The following is a 15,185-nucleotide window of genomic DNA, read 5'->3' on the forward strand; positions in this document are numbered from 1 at the left end:
ATAAGAACAGACGCATTCGTGTACGAACGGTAACCGCGCTGCAGCAAGGTTCCACCCATGGTGAAGAAGCCTTGAATGCAAGCGATCGGGTCAGGGCGAGCGGAGATCCCTCGCTGCGGTTCGTCTCAACGCCGAGTCCGTGACCAAGCGCCGATCCAGATCAGCGCAGCGGCCGCAAGCAACGCGCCGGCGGAGATGACGAGGGCCGCATGCAGGCCGGCGATGAAGGCCGCGGACCGGCTGACCATCGAGCCGAACAGCGCGACACCAAGCACGCTGCCGGTCTGCCGGGTCGCGTTCAACACTCCGGCCCCGATGCCGGCATGCTGCGGCTCGGCACTGCCGAGCAACGCAGATGTCAGGGGCGGCACCAGCAGGCCGAGGCCGCCGCTCATGGCCAGCAATTGCAGGCAGATCGCGAGATAGCTCGTGCCGGGGCCGATGAACAGCAGCGCCAGACATCCGGCGGCCGAGAGCGCGGCGCCGAGCGCGATTGTCGCCGGCGCGCCGATCCGCTCCGCGACACGCGGCGCGATCAGGTTGGCGGGCAGCACGGCGCCGAGCATCGGCACGAACGCCAGGCCGGTGGCGAACGCCGACAGCCCGTTGACCTGCTGGAAGTAGAGGCTGAGCACGAAGATCAGGCCGTAGAACGCGACATTGACCAGGAGGCCGACCAGCGAGGTCAGGGCAAACATCCGGTGGCGGAACAGCGAGAGCGGCAGCATCGGCTGCGGCGCGCGCGCCTCACGCCAGACGAACAGCACGGAGAAGACGGCGGCGAGAACGAAGCCTGCGACCACGAACGGGCTGCTCCAGCCGAGCGCGCCGCCTTCGATCAGCGCGCCGGCCAGCGTGCCGAGCGCGGCGATCGCAGCGAGCTGCCCCGGCAGATCGAGCCGGTGTTGCTGATGACGCGTGGTTTCGCTGGCAAAGCGCCAGGCGAGCCACAGGCCGGCCAGGCCGATCGGCAGGTTGACCATAAAGATCGCGCGCCAGCCGACCAGCGCGATCAGTCCGCCGCCGACGAACGGACCGGCGGTGAGCGCAAGGCTCGCGCCCGCGGCCCAGACCCCGACCGCGCGTCCCCGCGCCTTCTCGTCTTCATAGGCATGGCGGAGCAGCGCCAGCGAGTTCGGCACCAGGATGGCCGCGGCCAGCCCCTGCACGCAGCGGGCGGCGATCAGCGTTGCCGCATCAGGCGCGACCGCGCAGCCAACCGATGCCGCGGTGAAGATCGCAAACTCGGCCATGAAGATGCGCTTGGCGCCGATCCGGTCGCCGAGCGCGCCCGCGGTCAGGATGAAGGCCGCAAAGGCAATCGTGTAGGCGCTGACCACCCATTGCAGTTCGGCAACGCCGCCGCCGAGCGAGGCGCCGATCGCGTTGAGCGCCGTGTTGACGATGGTGACGTCGAGCTGCACGACGCCATAGCCGAGACTCATCGCGGCGAGCGTCAACGTCGCCGCGAGCCCGCTCGTTTGCTGATGCGACGTTGCGCGGCGGTCCGGCATGTGCCGGACGTTCAGGGATGTCTGTTGCATGGTCTCGTCCTTGCTCTCGGCAACCAATGCGAGACATAGGCCTTCGTTTCGCCGCAACACTTCGGCACGGATCGAAGTGTGAAATCGCGTGCCTGGCCGATCTGTCCGACGGCGGCGCGCTTGCGCGGCGTTTTGCCTCAATAGACCTACGGACCGCCCTCGCGCGCCTCACCGGCCCGAGCGCAGGGCGGATCATGTGCACCCGCGCGTCGACTTCACACTTTGGTAAACGTCACAGCGGGCTCAGGCGTCCCCATGCTGATGCATATCGTCTATTCGCCCCGCGCCAACTAACCCGCATCGAGGCCGGGACCGCCGCAAAATCGGCAAAAAAGCCGACGAAACCGCTTGGAACGGCGGAACACGTAGCGGCCCCGTCGCGGTCGTGCGACTCACATTCCGCAGAGCGAGAACATATGTAGCCAATATGACAATGACGCTGGACGAGGGCCGAAGCTTGGCTTGTCAAGGGCTGCACAACGCATCGGTTTTGCCTTATGGGTCATCGCGTACGGTGCGTTTGCCCGTCACCCGTCGCCGTCCGTGACCGGGTCCCACTGAAATTTGCCGCCCCGCCGGGAGGATGAATGCTTCGGCTGCTGACCACGCTTGGGCGTGGTTTCAAGGAAAAGATCGGCTGGAAACGGCTCGGGATCGCCGCGAGTGTGTTGATCATCGCGTTCGCGATCACGTCGCTTGTTCACACCCTGAAGGGCGTCGATACCGGCATCATTCTCACCGCGCTCACCAACATCGCGCCGCACCGGATCGCGCTGGCGGCGCTCTGTGTGGTCGGGGCGTTCTGCACGCTGACCTTCTACGACTTCTTCGCGCTGCGCACGATCGGCAAGATCCATGTCCCCTACCGCATCGCAGCGCTGTCGAGCTTCACGAGCTACACGATCGGCCACAATATCGGCGCCACGGTTTTCACCGGCGGCGCGATCCGCTTCCGGATCTATTCCGATTATGGCCTCTCCGCGATCGACGTCGCCAAGATCTGCTTTCTGTCGGGCCTGACCTTCTGGCTCGGCAATTTGTTCGTGCTCGGCTTCGGCATGGCCTGGCACCCGGCGGCAGCGTCGGCGATGGACCTGCTGCCGCCGGCGATGAACCGGCTGATCGCGCTCGGCTGCCTTGCCGGCATCGGCGCCTATTTCGTCTGGCTCCTGACCGGCGAGAAGCGCCGCGAGCTCGGCCAGAACGGCTGGAAGGTGGTGCTGCCCTCGGCCAAGCTGACGCTGTTGCAGATCCTGATCGGCGTGGTCGATCTCGGCTTCTGCGCGCTCGCAATGTACCTGCTGATGCCGACCGAGCCGCATATCGACTTCGTCTCGCTGGCGGTCGTGTTCATCCTGGCGACGCTGCTCGGCTTCGCCAGCCACGCCCCCGGCTCGATCGGCGTGTTCGACGCCGCGATGCTGGTGGCGCTGCCGGAGTTCAGCAAGGAGCAATTGCTGGCGACGCTGGTCGTGTTCCGCATCCTCTACTTCCTGATCCCGTTCGGGATTTCGATCTCGATCATGGGCATGCGCGAGCTCTGGCTCAACGTGGTGCAGCCTTGGCAAGAGCGGAAACGACTAAGCCAAGCCTGCACGGCTTCGGCGACCGTGCGGCAACCGATCGAAAGCCGGCAGCAGCGGGTCAGGCAGCTGAAACGGTAACGGACAACGTTATCGGCCCCCGTGCGGGCCCCTCGATCCCGGATTTTCGATCCTCGCGGCCGCTTCTCTTATTTTCGCCGTACCGCTCGCGTCAAACCGCGCCATGATTGGCTTTTTGGTTCGATTTTCGTTTCGGGTGACGGTCTGCAGCGTGCTGCTCGGCAGCGCGCTTGCCGCGGTATTCGCATCGGCCGCGGACGCGCAGGACAACCAGTTGCAGATCTCCTGGGAGGTCCGCAACCGCTTTCGCCTGTTCCGCGAGGAACGGGACTTCCGCCTGCATGTCGAAAGCGGGCTTGGCCGCAGCGTGCTGGCCTCGGAACAGACGCTGGAACTGCAAAGCGACGGCCGCGGCTGGGCGCGCAACACCGTGAACCGGCTCTGCATCGACCTGCAGGGCCGCGTCAGCGAGCCCTGCACGCGCGACAACGTCAAGGAAAGCTATCTGACGCCGATCGATCATCCGATCGTCGTACGGCTCACCGGGCCGGTTCCGGTCGGCGCGACCTGTGCCTGGTCGTTCGACGACGGCGATGGGCCGCAATCCTCGACATTCGATTGCGCCGAGCCGATCAACCTGCGCGTCCGCTACGGCCGCACCACGGTCGCGACCGTCGACGTCGCAAGCGGCTCGGAGGCCAACCAGCGCGTGACGACGCAGATCGAGGTGCGCGACCTGCTGATCGCGGGCCTCGGTGACAGCATCGCATCCGGCGAGGGCAATCCCGACCGCGCGATTGCGCTCTCCGACGAGGGGTTCTGCTTCCGCTCCTATCTCGGCGGGGCGCAATATTACCGGCCGAGCCGCGCCGGCTACAAAGGCGGCCGCGCCTGCGAAGCGCCGGACACCCTGACCAACTGGCAACGCCAGAGCGCGCTCTGGCTCAACTCGGCCTGTCACCGGTCGCTGTACAGCTATCAGACCCGCACCGCGCTCGCGCTCGCCGTGCAATATCCGCACATCGCGGTGACCTATCTGCCGCTGGCCTGCACCGGCGCCACCATCGCCGACGGCCTGCTCGGCTCGCAGCAGGCGCGGGAATGCCTGCCGACGAAGACAGCCAACACCTGCTCGGGCACCGTCAACGGCCAGGTCGCGGAGCTGCGCACGGCACTCGCCGCCGCCAAGCGCCGTCAGCCCGACCGCACCCTCGACCTCGTGCTGCTCTCGATCGGCGCCAACGACATCTACTTCTCCGGCCTCGTCGCCAACGTGATCGTCGACACGCCGACCGAGCGCACGCTGTTCAGCCGCGGCGGCTCAATGGCCAGCGTCGACGATGCCCGTTCGGCGCTGGCGCGCGACCTGCCGGCCGATTTTGCCAAGCTGCGCGACGCGCTGAAGCCGCTGGTCGGCGGCGATCTCTCGCACGTGATCTACACGGCCTATGCCAATCCGGCGCTGGCCAATGGCGGCGCGCCCTGCCCCGGCGGCCGCGCCGGCTTCGAGATTCATCCCTCGTTCAACGCGGATCCCAGCCGCCTCGCGTCGGTCTCGAGCTTCGTGCAGAACGAGTTCCTGCCGCAGCTCAAGGCGATCGCGCAGTGCCAGTCCGGCATCATCTGCCGCAATCCGCAGGCCGACCGCATGACCTTCGTCGACGCGCATCAGGACGCGTTTGCGAGCCATGGCTTCTGCGCACGCGCCTCGACCGATCCGGAATTCGACCGCGACTGCTTTGCCGCCAATGGCGACAGCTTCGTGTCGGACATCGTCGCCGCCGCCAACCAGCCGCTCAAATGCGGCCGCAGCGCCGGCGAATACCGCGCCTATCTGCCGCGTGCGCGCTGGATCCGCGACGCCAATGACAGCTACTTCACCGCGATGACCTACCCGCAGGGCCTGCCGTCCTCGATGCAGCCAAGCGACATCCACGACGCGACATGGGGCATCCTGTCGGCGGTGTATGGCGGCGCGGTGCATCCGAGTGCCGAAGGCCACGCGGCGATGGCCGATGCCGCGGTCCCCGCGGCCGCCACCGTGCTGCAGCTGAACACCGCTGTGCCCGAGGTGATTACCGAGCCGGTCGCGCCACTGCCGATGCCGATTGCACCGACGGGACAGCGCTGAACGCTTACGCTGCCACGCAAGAGCGGAGCATGAGCGTGCGCAGATCGGAGCGTTAGCCGGAGAGAAGTGTTAGTGCCGCTTCGTCGCGGGCACTGGCGCCGCCGGCTTCGCCACCGCGGCTTGCGCCGGCAGATATTTGGCGACGATCGCGGGATCGAGCTGGGCCACCGCGGTGTCAGGCAGCCGGGTCCAGACCTCATCCTTGCCGAACAGCGAGATGCCGAGAAAGCCGCGCATCGTCAGCGTCTGACCATCGGCGCTCAACGTCATCTTGGCCTTGTAGACCTTGCCGTTGCGCGGATCGAGCACGTTGCCGCCTTCATAGGCGAGCCCGTTGCGCTTCATGTCGCGGATGAGGGGAATGCCGAGCCACGGCATGTCCTTGCGATCGTCGGTGCATTTCGAGCAGACCGGATTGGGCGGATCTCCGGGCGATGAGAACATCTTTGCGATCATGCCTTCGAACAGACCATTGCGCTCGATCACCAGGAACCAGCCCTCGGGCTTGCCGTCTTCGACCTTTTGCCACAGGCCGGCAGCCGACGGGTCGGCCGCCGAGGCCGCAAGCGGAGCAGCTAGCGCAAAGGCCGTGGCGATCGCGAGGATCAGCCGAAGTCTGGATAGCGTGTTCCGCATCATCATCACCTGATCAATCGACCAACTCGAGTACAAGCAGAAGACTACGGCCATTTGACGGAGTGTTCCAGTACCCGCGCCGCGCAGGCAATGGCCCATGCCCCCGGCATTGGTCGCTGCTCGAGTGGAATCAGTTCACCCCGAGCTTCTTCTGCAGACTCGATGACGAGGTTGTGTACTGGAACACCAGCCGCTTGTCCGGATACACGTAGCGGTGCGCCTTCTGCGCCATCAGCGCACCCTCGTGGAAGCCGGAGAGAATGAGCTTGAGCTTGCCCGGATAGGTGTTGATGTCGCCGATCGCGAAGATGCCTGAAACGTTGGTCTCAAACGCCGCGGTGTCGACTGGCACCAGATTGTTCTCCAGTGCCACGCCCCAGTTCGCGACCGGGCCGAGCTTCATGGTGAGTCCGAAGAACGGCAGCATCGTATCGCAGGCGATCGTCGAGACCGCATTGTCGTTGCCCTTGAGCGCGGCACCCGAGAGCTGGCCGTTGGCGCCTTCGAGCCCCGTGACCTGGCCGATCTTCAGATCCATCCTGCCGTCGGCAACGAGCGCACGCATCTGCTCGACGCTGTGCGGCGCCGCGCGGAAATCGTCTCGCCGGTGCAGCAGCGTGATGCGCTTGGCGATCGGATGCAGATTGAGCGTCCAGTCGAGCGCGGAGTCGCCGCCGCCGACGATCAGAATGTTCTTGTCGCGGAATTGCTCCATCTTGCGCACGGCATAAAACACCGACGTGCCTTCATAGGCCTCGATGCCCGGCACCGGCGGCCGCTTCGGCTGGAACGAGCCGCCGCCGGCCGAGATCACGACGACCTTGGCCTCGAACTCCTTGCCGGCATCGGTCTTCACCCGGAACAGGGGATCGCCGATCTTCTCGATGCTCTCGACCATCTCGTTGAGATGGAAGGTCGCGCCGAACGGCTTGATCTGCTCCAGCAGCTGGTCGGTGAGGCCCTGACCGGTGACCAGCGGAATGCCCGGAATGTCGTAGATCGGCTTCTCCGGATAAAGCTCGGCGCATTGCCCGCCGATCTTGTCGAGGATGTCGACCAGATGCACCTTCATGTCGAGCAGGCCCAGTTCGAACACGGCGAACAGTCCGCAGGGACCCGCGCCAATAATCAGCACATCGGTTTTGATCGCTTCGCTCATATCCGTTTCTTTTCAGTTGAAATCGACTGGACGGCTCTCGCCTGCCCAGCCAAGTATGGCCGGATCGGGACATGCATAATAGGGACAGCGGCTGGCGCGGCAACCCCTTGCCGAGCCTGCGCAACTCGGCTGTATGGGCGGGAAACCGACGGAGATCCCCCTCGTGAATGCCCCTGTTCGTGCTGACGATGCGCCGCGCCTGGAAGACTTTCCCTATCGCCTGTCCGACAATGTGCGCTTTGCCGATCTCGACCCCAACGGGCACGTCAACAACGCCGTCTATGCGAGCTATTTTGAAACCGGCCGCGTCACGCTGGTGAAGGACCTCAGCATGGGGCTGATGCCGGCAGGGCTCGGCTGGATCATGGTGCGCCTCGACATCCATTTCCGCGCCGAGCTGCACTGGCCGGGTCAGATCGAGCTCGGGCTCGGTCTCGTCAAGTTTGGACGCACATCGACCACCTTCGACCAGGTGGTGTTTTCGGAAGGCAGATGCGTGGCGTCGGCGAAGGCGGTCACGGTGATGATCGATGAGGCCACCCGCAGGCCGACGCCGCTGCCGGCGGAGGTCAAGCAGAACTTCCGCCGCTGGGTCCGTCGCGGAGTGAATCCGGACGGCGAATAAGAGATCCTAGGCCTGCCGCTCCGGCGTCGACACGACCAGTCCGTCGAGATCGTCGGTCACCTTGATCTGGCAGGACAGCCGCGAATTCGGACGCACGTCGAAGCCGAAATCCAGCATGTCCTCTTCCATCGGCGACGGCGCGCCGACCTTCTCGCGCCAGGCTTCATCGACATAGACATGGCAAGTCGCACAGGCGCAGGCGCCGCCGCATTCGGCTTCAATGCCGGGAATGGCGTTGCGGATCGCGCCTTCCATCACCGTCGCGCCGTTCTCGATGTCAACTGTGCGTTTCTCGCCGGAATGGTCGATAAAGTGGATTTTGGCCATGATTGCTCGTGCTGCCGGAATGCGCCGGACGATGGATGGAAAGGTCCCGGGCAGTCGTATAACGGGTCGATCCGCACAGCGCTAGCGCGGAGACCGAAAACCTGCCCGCCGGTTGGGAAGCCGCCCAAGCCTTCGCGGCGGGCCGCCGAGACGCCGGATGCCTAGGAGCGGCCCAGGATCAGCTCGATCGCGGTGCGCGCCTCGGCGATCGCGGCGCCGAGCGCGGCAAGCGGCTGGGCCGCATCGGAACCGCCGGTCAGCGCGGTCTCCAACTGGGCAGCAGCCTCGGCGACGCCGAACGCGCCGATCGCCCGCGCCGATCCTTTCAGGGTGTGGGCATGGGTCGCCGCCTCGGGCGGCAAGGCGGCCAGTTCACCGAGGATCCGGGCCGACTGGGTCGAGAACATGGCCAGCACTTCCCGCTCGAGGCCCGGATCGCCCAGCGTCATGCGCTGAAGATGATCGACGTCGATCGGCCCGGCGCCGGGCGCCAGCGGCGGCGATTGCGTCCATTCGACCCGTTCGAGGTGAAGCGGCATGGCCTGTCCCTGTCGTCTCCGCCGGGCCCTCGCCGGCGGATCGTTGCCCCAGCCAATCACGAAACTGGTTAACGGATTGTTGTTGGGATGATCGGCAAAACCGCCCGATTCTGGACAATTTCCGGACACAATCGACGCTCTACAGCGGGAATTTCGAGTACCCATAAGGCCTTATGGCGCAAAGCTGTTAACGATGATTAAGAAAGTATTAATCGCAAGCATTTCATTCGCGTCGCTCTCCCAATAGGATGTTTGCGGATGTAGCGGACAAGCCGCCGAGGGGGCCGGCTTGCGCTCCGCTTGTGGGCACCGGCTTCGAGCTTGCGTGGGGACGATCGCAGGCTCGCCGACGCGTAAAATAGTGAGAGGGCTCAGACTGAACATGGCGAACACTCCCAAGAAGGTCAAAGATCCCACCGAAGTCGCGCTTTCTGCCATCCAGGAAGCCCTCAACATCAGCGAACAGGGCGCGGAGAATCGCAGCCCCCTCAACGAAGGCGCCGCGCCGCCGAACCTGCCGCCCGCCGCCGATTTTTCGGCCACATCGTTCGAGTCCCGTCCGAGTAATTCCGATCGTTCGGCGTTCGAGCCGATCGAAGAACCGCGCGCGCCGCGCCGCGCCGCCAATGATGATCGCGAAACTATCGGCCAGATGCTGCAGACGCTGCAGGGAGGACGCGCGCGCAACGCCTTCACGCTGTTCTTTGTCTGCTCCGGCGCATGGCTGCTGGGCGGCGTCATCCTCACCATCGCGTTCTGGCCGGCCCTGCAGGCCTCGATGGCCCAGGGCACCGGCGTCCTGGTGCTCGCCGGCCTTGCCGCGCTGTTCGCCGTGCCGATCCTGCTGTTCTACTATCTCGCCAGCCTCGCCTCGCATGGTCAGCGCATGCAGATGATCGCGCAATCGATGGCGCAGGTCGCGATGCGATTCTCCGAGCCGGAAAACGCCGCCGCCGATTCCATGGTGACGGTCGGCCAGGCGATCCGCCGCGAGGTCGCGGCGATGGGCGACGGCGTCGAGCGCGCGATCGCGCGCGCCGGCGAACTCGAGACCCTCGTCGCCAACGAGGTCGCGGCGCTGGAACGCGCCTATTCCGACAACGAGGTGCGCATCCGCGCGCTGCTGCAGGACATCGCCCACCAGCGCGACAACCTGGTCGGCCAGGCCGAGCAGGTGCGCAGCGCGATCTCCGGCGTGCAGATCGACCTGCGCCACGACATCGCGCTGATCTCCGACGCGATCGCATCGCGCGTCGACGAGGTCGCCAAGAGCATCACCGGCGCGCTGGAAGAGCGCGGCCAGCACATCACGACCGCGCTGAGCCATGCCGGCGACAACATGATCCTCGCGCTCGGCGAGCGCGGCGGCGACCTGCTCGACCGTCTCGAGGAAGCCAGCGCCGAGACCACGCGCGCGGTGATGGACGCCTCAGAACGGCTGACCACCAGCCTCAACTTCAAGACCGGCCACGTCCATGACGAGTTCGTCGATCTGGCCGATCGCGTCCACGAGTTGCTGAACGAGCGCATCGACCGCATCACCGGCGAGTTCGAGCAGCGTTCGTCTGTCATCGTCGACGGCATCTCCGACCGCACCGAAGAGGTCCACGACTCCCTGAAGAACTCTGCGGACTCGCTGCTGCTCGAGCTCGAGCTGCGCAGCAACGACCTCGTCAGCAAGATCGACGACGCCGGCAACCGCCTCGCCGGCCAGATCATGACGTCCGGCGACAAGGCAAGCGAGGCGCTCGACGTCACCGTCAATTCGCTGGTCGCCAAGGTGGTGGGCCAGACCGAGACCGCGCACGATTCGCTGTCGCTGCAAATGAGCGCATTCGACGACCTGGTGAAGAACCATGGCAGCGAGCTCGCCGAGAAATTCGCCCGCGACTCCGGCACGCTCGGCGCGCTGATCACCCGCCACATCTCGGAATTCGACCGTACGGTGAAGACCTTCGGCGGCGACATCGTCGAACGCATGGGCCAGCGGACCCAGGACATCGCCGACAGCCTGAAGACCTATGTCGACACCTTCGACCATCGCGTCACCACCAACAGCGGCGAGATCACCGCCTCGCTCGACCAGCGCCTACTGCAGTTCGAGACCACGCTCGGCAGCCGCGTCACCAATCTCGACGCCTCGCTGACCGACAAGCTGTCGTCGTTCGATAGTTCGCTCGCCAGCAAGATCGGTTCGTTCGACGGCCGTCTGCAATCGCTCGATGACGCGATCGACGGCCGCATGAAGTCCCTCGAAGTCACCTTCGAGAGCCGCGCCAAGTCGGTCACCGAGACCATCGACGGCCATCTCGGCACGCTCGCGAGCCAGCTGACCGACGGCGCCTCCCAGGCGATCCAGTCGATCGACTCGCGGCTTGGCCTGCTCACCACCACCTTGACCGAAGGCACCGTGCAGGCGATCGCCGCGGTCGACCATCGCATCAACGGCGTCACCGAGACCATCGACGGTCACAGCATCCGCCTGGTCGACACCCTCAACGGCCACAGCACCCGTCTCGCCGACACCATCAATGGTCACAGCGCGAACCTGACCGACACCATCTCGGCACGCTTCGCCGACATCCAGCAGGGCATCGAGAGCCGCGTCGGCGTCATCGCCGGCGACATCGACACCCGCGTCGCGCAGTTCGAGGACCTGCTGGGCTCGCGCGTCGAGGCCGTCGCCGGCCGCATCGAGAGCAGCGGCCGCCAGGCAAGCGACGACCTGATGTCCCGCGCCGAGCTGCTGTCGTCGAGCATCAAGTCCCATGTCGAGGACGCCGAGCGTTCGCTGACCAACCTCGTGGTCAACACCAGCGAAACCATCCAGACCGGCGCGCGCACCGCGCAGCAGGCGCTGCTCACCGTGTCCGCGGACGTCGGCAACCAGCTCAAGCTGAGCTCGGCCGAGGTCGAGAGCGTGCTGACCGCCGTCGGCACCAGCGCCGCCAACTCGATCCTCACCAGTGCCCGCGACGCCCAGGTGTCGCTGGTCTCGGCCTCCGGCGACGTCGCCTCGCAGATCAAGGCGCTGTCCGAGGATGTCGAGCGCACGCTGCAGGCGGCCGGCAGCGCCACCGCAGCCTCCGTGCTGTCCGGCGCCCGCGACGCGCAGACCACGCTGGTCAGCGCCTCGGTCGAGGCCGCAAGCCAGGTCAAGTCGCTGGCCACCGATGTCGAGCAGTCGCTGTCGATGGCCGGCTCAGCCGCCGCAGAGGCGATCATGACCGGTGCCCGCGAGGCCCAGACCACGCTGATCTCGACGTCGACCGACGTCACCGGCCAGGTCAAGTCGCTCGCCAGCGACGTCGAGCGCTCGCTCACGATGGCCGGCACCGCGACCGCGGAAGCCGTCGTCGCCTCCGCTCGCGAGGCCCAGAGCACGCTTGCCGGTGCATCCACCGAAGCCGCCACCCTGGTCCGCACGCTCGCGGCCGACGTGCAGCACTCGCTCTCGACCGCCGGCACCGCCACCGCGGAATCCATCGTCGCCTCCGCTCGCGAGGCCCAGAGCACGCTGGCCGGCGCGTCGACCGACGCCACCAATCTGGTCCGGACACTGTCGGCCGACATCGAGCGCTCGCTGTCGATGGCGGGCTCCGCCACCGCGGAAGCCGTCGTCGCTTCGGCCCGCGAGGCCCAGAGCACGCTGGCCGGCGCATCGACCGAGGCCACCAATCTGGTCCGCACGCTGTCGGCAGACATCGAGCGCTCGCTGTCGATGGCGGGCTCCGCCACCGCGGAAGCCGTCGTCGCCTCCGCCCGCGAGGCCCAGAGCACGCTGGCCGGCGCATCCACCGAGGCCACCGATCTGGTCCGCTCGCTGGCGGCCGATATGGAGCGTTCGCTGTCGATGGCCGGCTCGGCCACCGCGGAATCGATCACATCAGGTGCGCGTGAGGCCCAGAGTACCCTGGTCAACGCGTCGACCGAGGCTGCAACCAAGGTGTCGGCGCTTGCCGCCGACATCCAGCGTGCGCTGTCGATGGCCGGCTCCGGTACCGTCGAGGTGCTGACGGCCGGCGCCCGCGAGGCGCAGAACACCCTCGTCACCGCGTCGACGGAAGCAGCCGACCACGTCAAGTCGTTGGCCGTCGATGTCGAGCGCACGCTGACCTCGGTCGGCACCAACACCGCGCAGGCGATCCTCGGCAGCGCCCGCGATGCCCAGAGCTCGTTCGTGGCGACCTCCAGCGAGGCGGCAAGCCAGATCCGCGAGATCTCCGCCGAGATCGAGCGCTCGCTGACCACGGCCAGCGCGGAGACTGCGCAAACCATCCTCGGCAGCGCCCGCGAGGCCCAGAGCTCGTTTGCGGCGACCTCCGCCGATGCCGCCGCCCAGATCCGCACGCTCTCGACCGATATCGAGCGCGCGCTGGGAGCGGTCACGGTCAAGACCACCGACAACATCCAGACCTCGGCGCAGAACGCGCAGGCCGCGCTGATCACCATGTCCAACGAGGTCTCGACCAAGGTCAAGACGACCTCCGCCGACATCGAACGTTCGGTGCTGTCGGCCTCCAGCGCCTTCGGCTCCGCGATGACCGGCAAGACCGACGAGATCGTCACCTATGTGCAGCAGCAGACCGAGCGTCTGTCGCAGATGGTCGACGGCCGCCGCGGCTCGCTGGTCGAGGCGCTGACCGCCAAGACCACGCAGCTGTCGAGCGACATGGATCGCGCCACCGCGGATGCGCTGAAGGCGATCGAAACCCGCGGCCTCGCCTTCTCGCAGTCGATGGCGGCCCATGGCAGCGATGTCGCGCGCAACATCACCTCGGCCGGCGATCAGGCGACCGGCGCGGTGGCGAAGTCGCTCAAGGAACTCGAGCAGGCCTCGCGCACGGCGATCGACCAGTCGCGCCAGGTCTCGATCTCGGCCGTCACGGAGATGCAGGAGACCAGCAAGATCCTGCGCACCGATACGGTCGCGCTGTTCGAGCGGCTGCGCGAAGGCAACATCCTCTTGCAGGAAGTGTTGACCGGCGCCCACGACAACCTCAACTCGCTGGAGCGCGCGCTGGTGACCCGAGTGGCCGACTTCGTGTCCGCCATGAACGACGTCACCTCGCGCAACGGCGTGGCAACCCAGACGCTGGAAGACCAGCTCACGGTGTTCAACAGCAAGACCGGCAAGGCGCTGGAAGATCTCGGCGCGCTGTCGAGCCAGTTCGAGACCCATGGCAAGGCGCTGATCGATGCGGCTGCCGTGGTCGAGCAGGCCAACCGCTCGACGACGGCCTCCGTCAGCGAGCGCAAGTCGGCGCTGGAAGCGCTGGTCACGACCATCGACCTGCGCACCACCGATCTCGACCAGCGGCTGTCGCGCTTCACCGGGCTGCTCGATGAATCGCTCGGAGCGGCCGAGGAACGCGCCCGCGACATCGCCCGCGTGGTGGCGGAGACCGCAGGCGCCGGTTCGGCTGCGATCAGCAAGCAGTTCGAGGCGGTGCGCCTGGCGGCCGAGAACGAGCGTCAGCAGACCGTCGACGCCATGAACGACCTCTACCAGCAGAGCAACGCCGAGACCGATGCGATGTTCAGGGAATCGACGGAGAAGTTCTCCGCGATGGTCACGGCGATGAAGCAGATGGCGAGCGAGATGCACAACGAGCTCGAGGCCACCCGCAACGAGCTGCGCCGCGGCGTGCTCGAGATGCCGCAGGAGGCCGCCGAGAACACCGCGCAGATGCGCAAGGTGATCGTCGACCAGATCGAGGCGCTGGCCGAGCTGAACCGCATCGTCGCTCATCACGGCCGCGGACTCGACGTGGTCTCGACCAGCCGCGCCAGCGTTCGCCACGAGGAGCCGGTGGTGGCTGCCGCCGGCGGCCGCGGCGATGTGCGCATGCGGGACAACGGCAACAGCGCCTCGACGCTGCCGCCGCCGGATCTCGGCATGACGAGCTCGCGCCGCACCGAGGCCCCGTCGGTCAGCCCGGCAGGCTCCGACAACAACGGCGACGGCTGGCTGTCCGACCTGCTCAACCGCAGCGACGCACCGCCGCCTGCCCCGCAGAGCCGCGACGCCCAGCAGCGCCCGCGTCCGCAGCAGCAGCCCGCCAATCCGCTGGAATCGCTGTCGCTCGACATCGGCCGGCTGATGGACCGCACACTTGCGGCCGAGATGTGGGATCGCTACCAGCGCGGCGAGAACAAGGCGTTCTCGAAGCGCCTCTACACACCGGCCGGCCAGAAGGCCTTCGACGAGGTCGCCCGCAAGTATCGCGCCGACCGCGGCTTCAAGCAGACGGTCGACCGCTACATCGCGGAGTTCGAGCGCCTGCTCGACGAAGTCGCCCGCGACGGCCGCGGCCAGCAGGAGCTGAGCAGCCACCTGACCTCGGAGACCGGGCTGGTCTACACCCTGCTCGCGCATGCCGCGGGACGGCTGGGATAAGCCGGCGAAGTAAGCGAGTAGCGAACAGCAAATGGAAACGGAGGCCGAAGGCCTCCGTTTTATTTTGGGCGGGATTGGCAAATTCGCGTCGACGAAGACTCGACAGCGTCATTCCGGGGCGATGCGAAGCATCGAACCCGGAATCTCGAGATTCCGGGTTCGGTCCTACGGACCGCCCCGGAATGACAGTGCGACCAGCGGGCAGCGAAACTGTTCGCCA

Annotated in this window: 9 protein-coding genes; 4 read left to right on the forward strand and 5 right to left on the reverse strand. The window is 66.5% G+C overall.

All coding sequences use genetic code 11. The features are described from left to right. Nucleotides 1-125: 125 nt before the first annotated feature. Nucleotides 126-1,514 carry an MFS transporter gene (locus tag QA639_RS29025; protein ID WP_283090642.1) on the reverse strand — a complete coding sequence of 463 codons (1,389 nt, stop codon included), beginning with the start codon at nt 1,512-1,514 and terminating at the stop codon, nt 126-128. Between the two features lie 617 nt (nt 1,515-2,131). Here QA639_RS29025 and QA639_RS29030 point away from each other — a divergent pair. Together QA639_RS29030 and QA639_RS29035 are read left to right on the forward strand one after the other, a co-directional pair. Continuing rightward, on the forward strand, nt 2,132-3,208 hold the full coding sequence (locus QA639_RS29030; protein WP_028337716.1) for a lysylphosphatidylglycerol synthase transmembrane domain-containing protein: 1,077 nt from the start codon (nt 2,132-2,134) through the stop codon (nt 3,206-3,208). 103 nt (nt 3,209-3,311) lie between these two features. Next, complete coding sequence (locus QA639_RS29035) at nt 3,312-5,279, forward strand: SGNH/GDSL hydrolase family protein (RefSeq protein WP_157343115.1); 1,968 nt, start codon at nt 3,312-3,314, stop codon at nt 5,277-5,279. A gap of 69 nt (nt 5,280-5,348) precedes the next feature. Here the strand turns inward: QA639_RS29035 and QA639_RS29040 are convergent, their stop codons facing one another. After that, the gene (locus QA639_RS29040) at nt 5,349-5,915 is read right to left on the reverse strand and encodes a DUF2147 domain-containing protein (protein WP_026193022.1); all 567 of its coding nucleotides are present in this window, start codon (nt 5,913-5,915) and stop codon (nt 5,349-5,351) included. A gap of 130 nt (nt 5,916-6,045) precedes the next feature. After that, nucleotides 6,046-7,074 carry an NAD(P)/FAD-dependent oxidoreductase gene (locus QA639_RS29045; RefSeq protein WP_050386419.1) on the reverse strand — a complete coding sequence of 343 codons (1,029 nt, stop codon included), beginning with the start codon at nt 7,072-7,074 and terminating at the stop codon, nt 6,046-6,048. Between the two features lie 163 nt (nt 7,075-7,237). Here QA639_RS29045 and QA639_RS29050 point away from each other — a divergent pair, with 163 nt between their 5' ends. Then, entirely contained in the window at nt 7,238-7,699 is a 462-nt protein-coding gene (locus QA639_RS29050) for an acyl-CoA thioesterase (protein ID WP_028337718.1), read from the forward strand. 6 nt (nt 7,700-7,705) lie between these two features. Here QA639_RS29050 and QA639_RS29055 read toward each other — a convergent pair whose 3' ends face one another. Both QA639_RS29055 and QA639_RS29060 read right to left on the reverse strand, forming a co-directional pair. After that, complete coding sequence (locus QA639_RS29055) at nt 7,706-8,026, reverse strand: 2Fe-2S iron-sulfur cluster-binding protein (RefSeq protein ID WP_016841525.1); 321 nt, start codon at nt 8,024-8,026, stop codon at nt 7,706-7,708. A gap of 161 nt (nt 8,027-8,187) precedes the next feature. After that, nucleotides 8,188-8,565, reverse strand: a complete 378-nt coding sequence (locus QA639_RS29060; protein ID WP_028338273.1) for an Hpt domain-containing protein — start codon at nt 8,563-8,565, stop codon at nt 8,188-8,190. Between the two features lie 382 nt (nt 8,566-8,947). Here QA639_RS29060 and QA639_RS29065 point away from each other — a divergent pair, with 382 nt between their 5' ends. Continuing rightward, nucleotides 8,948-14,965 carry an apolipoprotein A-IV repeat region-like domain-containing protein gene (locus QA639_RS29065; protein WP_283087833.1) on the forward strand — a complete coding sequence of 2,006 codons (6,018 nt, stop codon included), beginning with the start codon at nt 8,948-8,950 and terminating at the stop codon, nt 14,963-14,965. Nucleotides 14,966-15,185 lie beyond the last annotated feature (220 nt).

This window comes from Bradyrhizobium pachyrhizi (genome assembly GCF_029714545.1).
In the GTDB taxonomy this organism is placed as follows: Bacteria; Pseudomonadota; Alphaproteobacteria; order Rhizobiales; family Xanthobacteraceae; genus Bradyrhizobium; species Bradyrhizobium pachyrhizi.

What these genes read in the sequence shown, in the direction of transcription:
- QA639_RS29065 (WP_283087833.1), top strand. Translation starts at nt 8,948, where the DNA reads ATGGCGAACACTCCCAAGAAGGTCAAAGATCCCACCGAAGTCGCGCTT.
- QA639_RS29040 (WP_026193022.1), bottom strand. Translation starts at nt 5,915, where the DNA reads ATGCGGAACACGCTATCCAGACTTCGGCTGATCCTCGCGATCGCCACG.
- QA639_RS29025 (WP_283090642.1), bottom strand. Translation starts at nt 1,514, where the DNA reads ATGCCGGACCGCCGCGCAACGTCGCATCAGCAAACGAGCGGGCTCGCG.
- QA639_RS29030 (WP_028337716.1), top strand. Translation starts at nt 2,132, where the DNA reads ATGCTTCGGCTGCTGACCACGCTTGGGCGTGGTTTCAAGGAAAAGATC.
- QA639_RS29060 (WP_028338273.1), bottom strand. Translation starts at nt 8,565, where the DNA reads ATGCCGCTTCACCTCGAACGGGTCGAATGGACGCAATCGCCGCCGCTG.
- QA639_RS29035 (WP_157343115.1), top strand. Translation starts at nt 3,312, where the DNA reads ATGATTGGCTTTTTGGTTCGATTTTCGTTTCGGGTGACGGTCTGCAGC.
- QA639_RS29045 (WP_050386419.1), bottom strand. Translation starts at nt 7,074, where the DNA reads ATGAGCGAAGCGATCAAAACCGATGTGCTGATTATTGGCGCGGGTCCC.
- QA639_RS29055 (WP_016841525.1), bottom strand. Translation starts at nt 8,026, where the DNA reads ATGGCCAAAATCCACTTTATCGACCATTCCGGCGAGAAACGCACAGTT.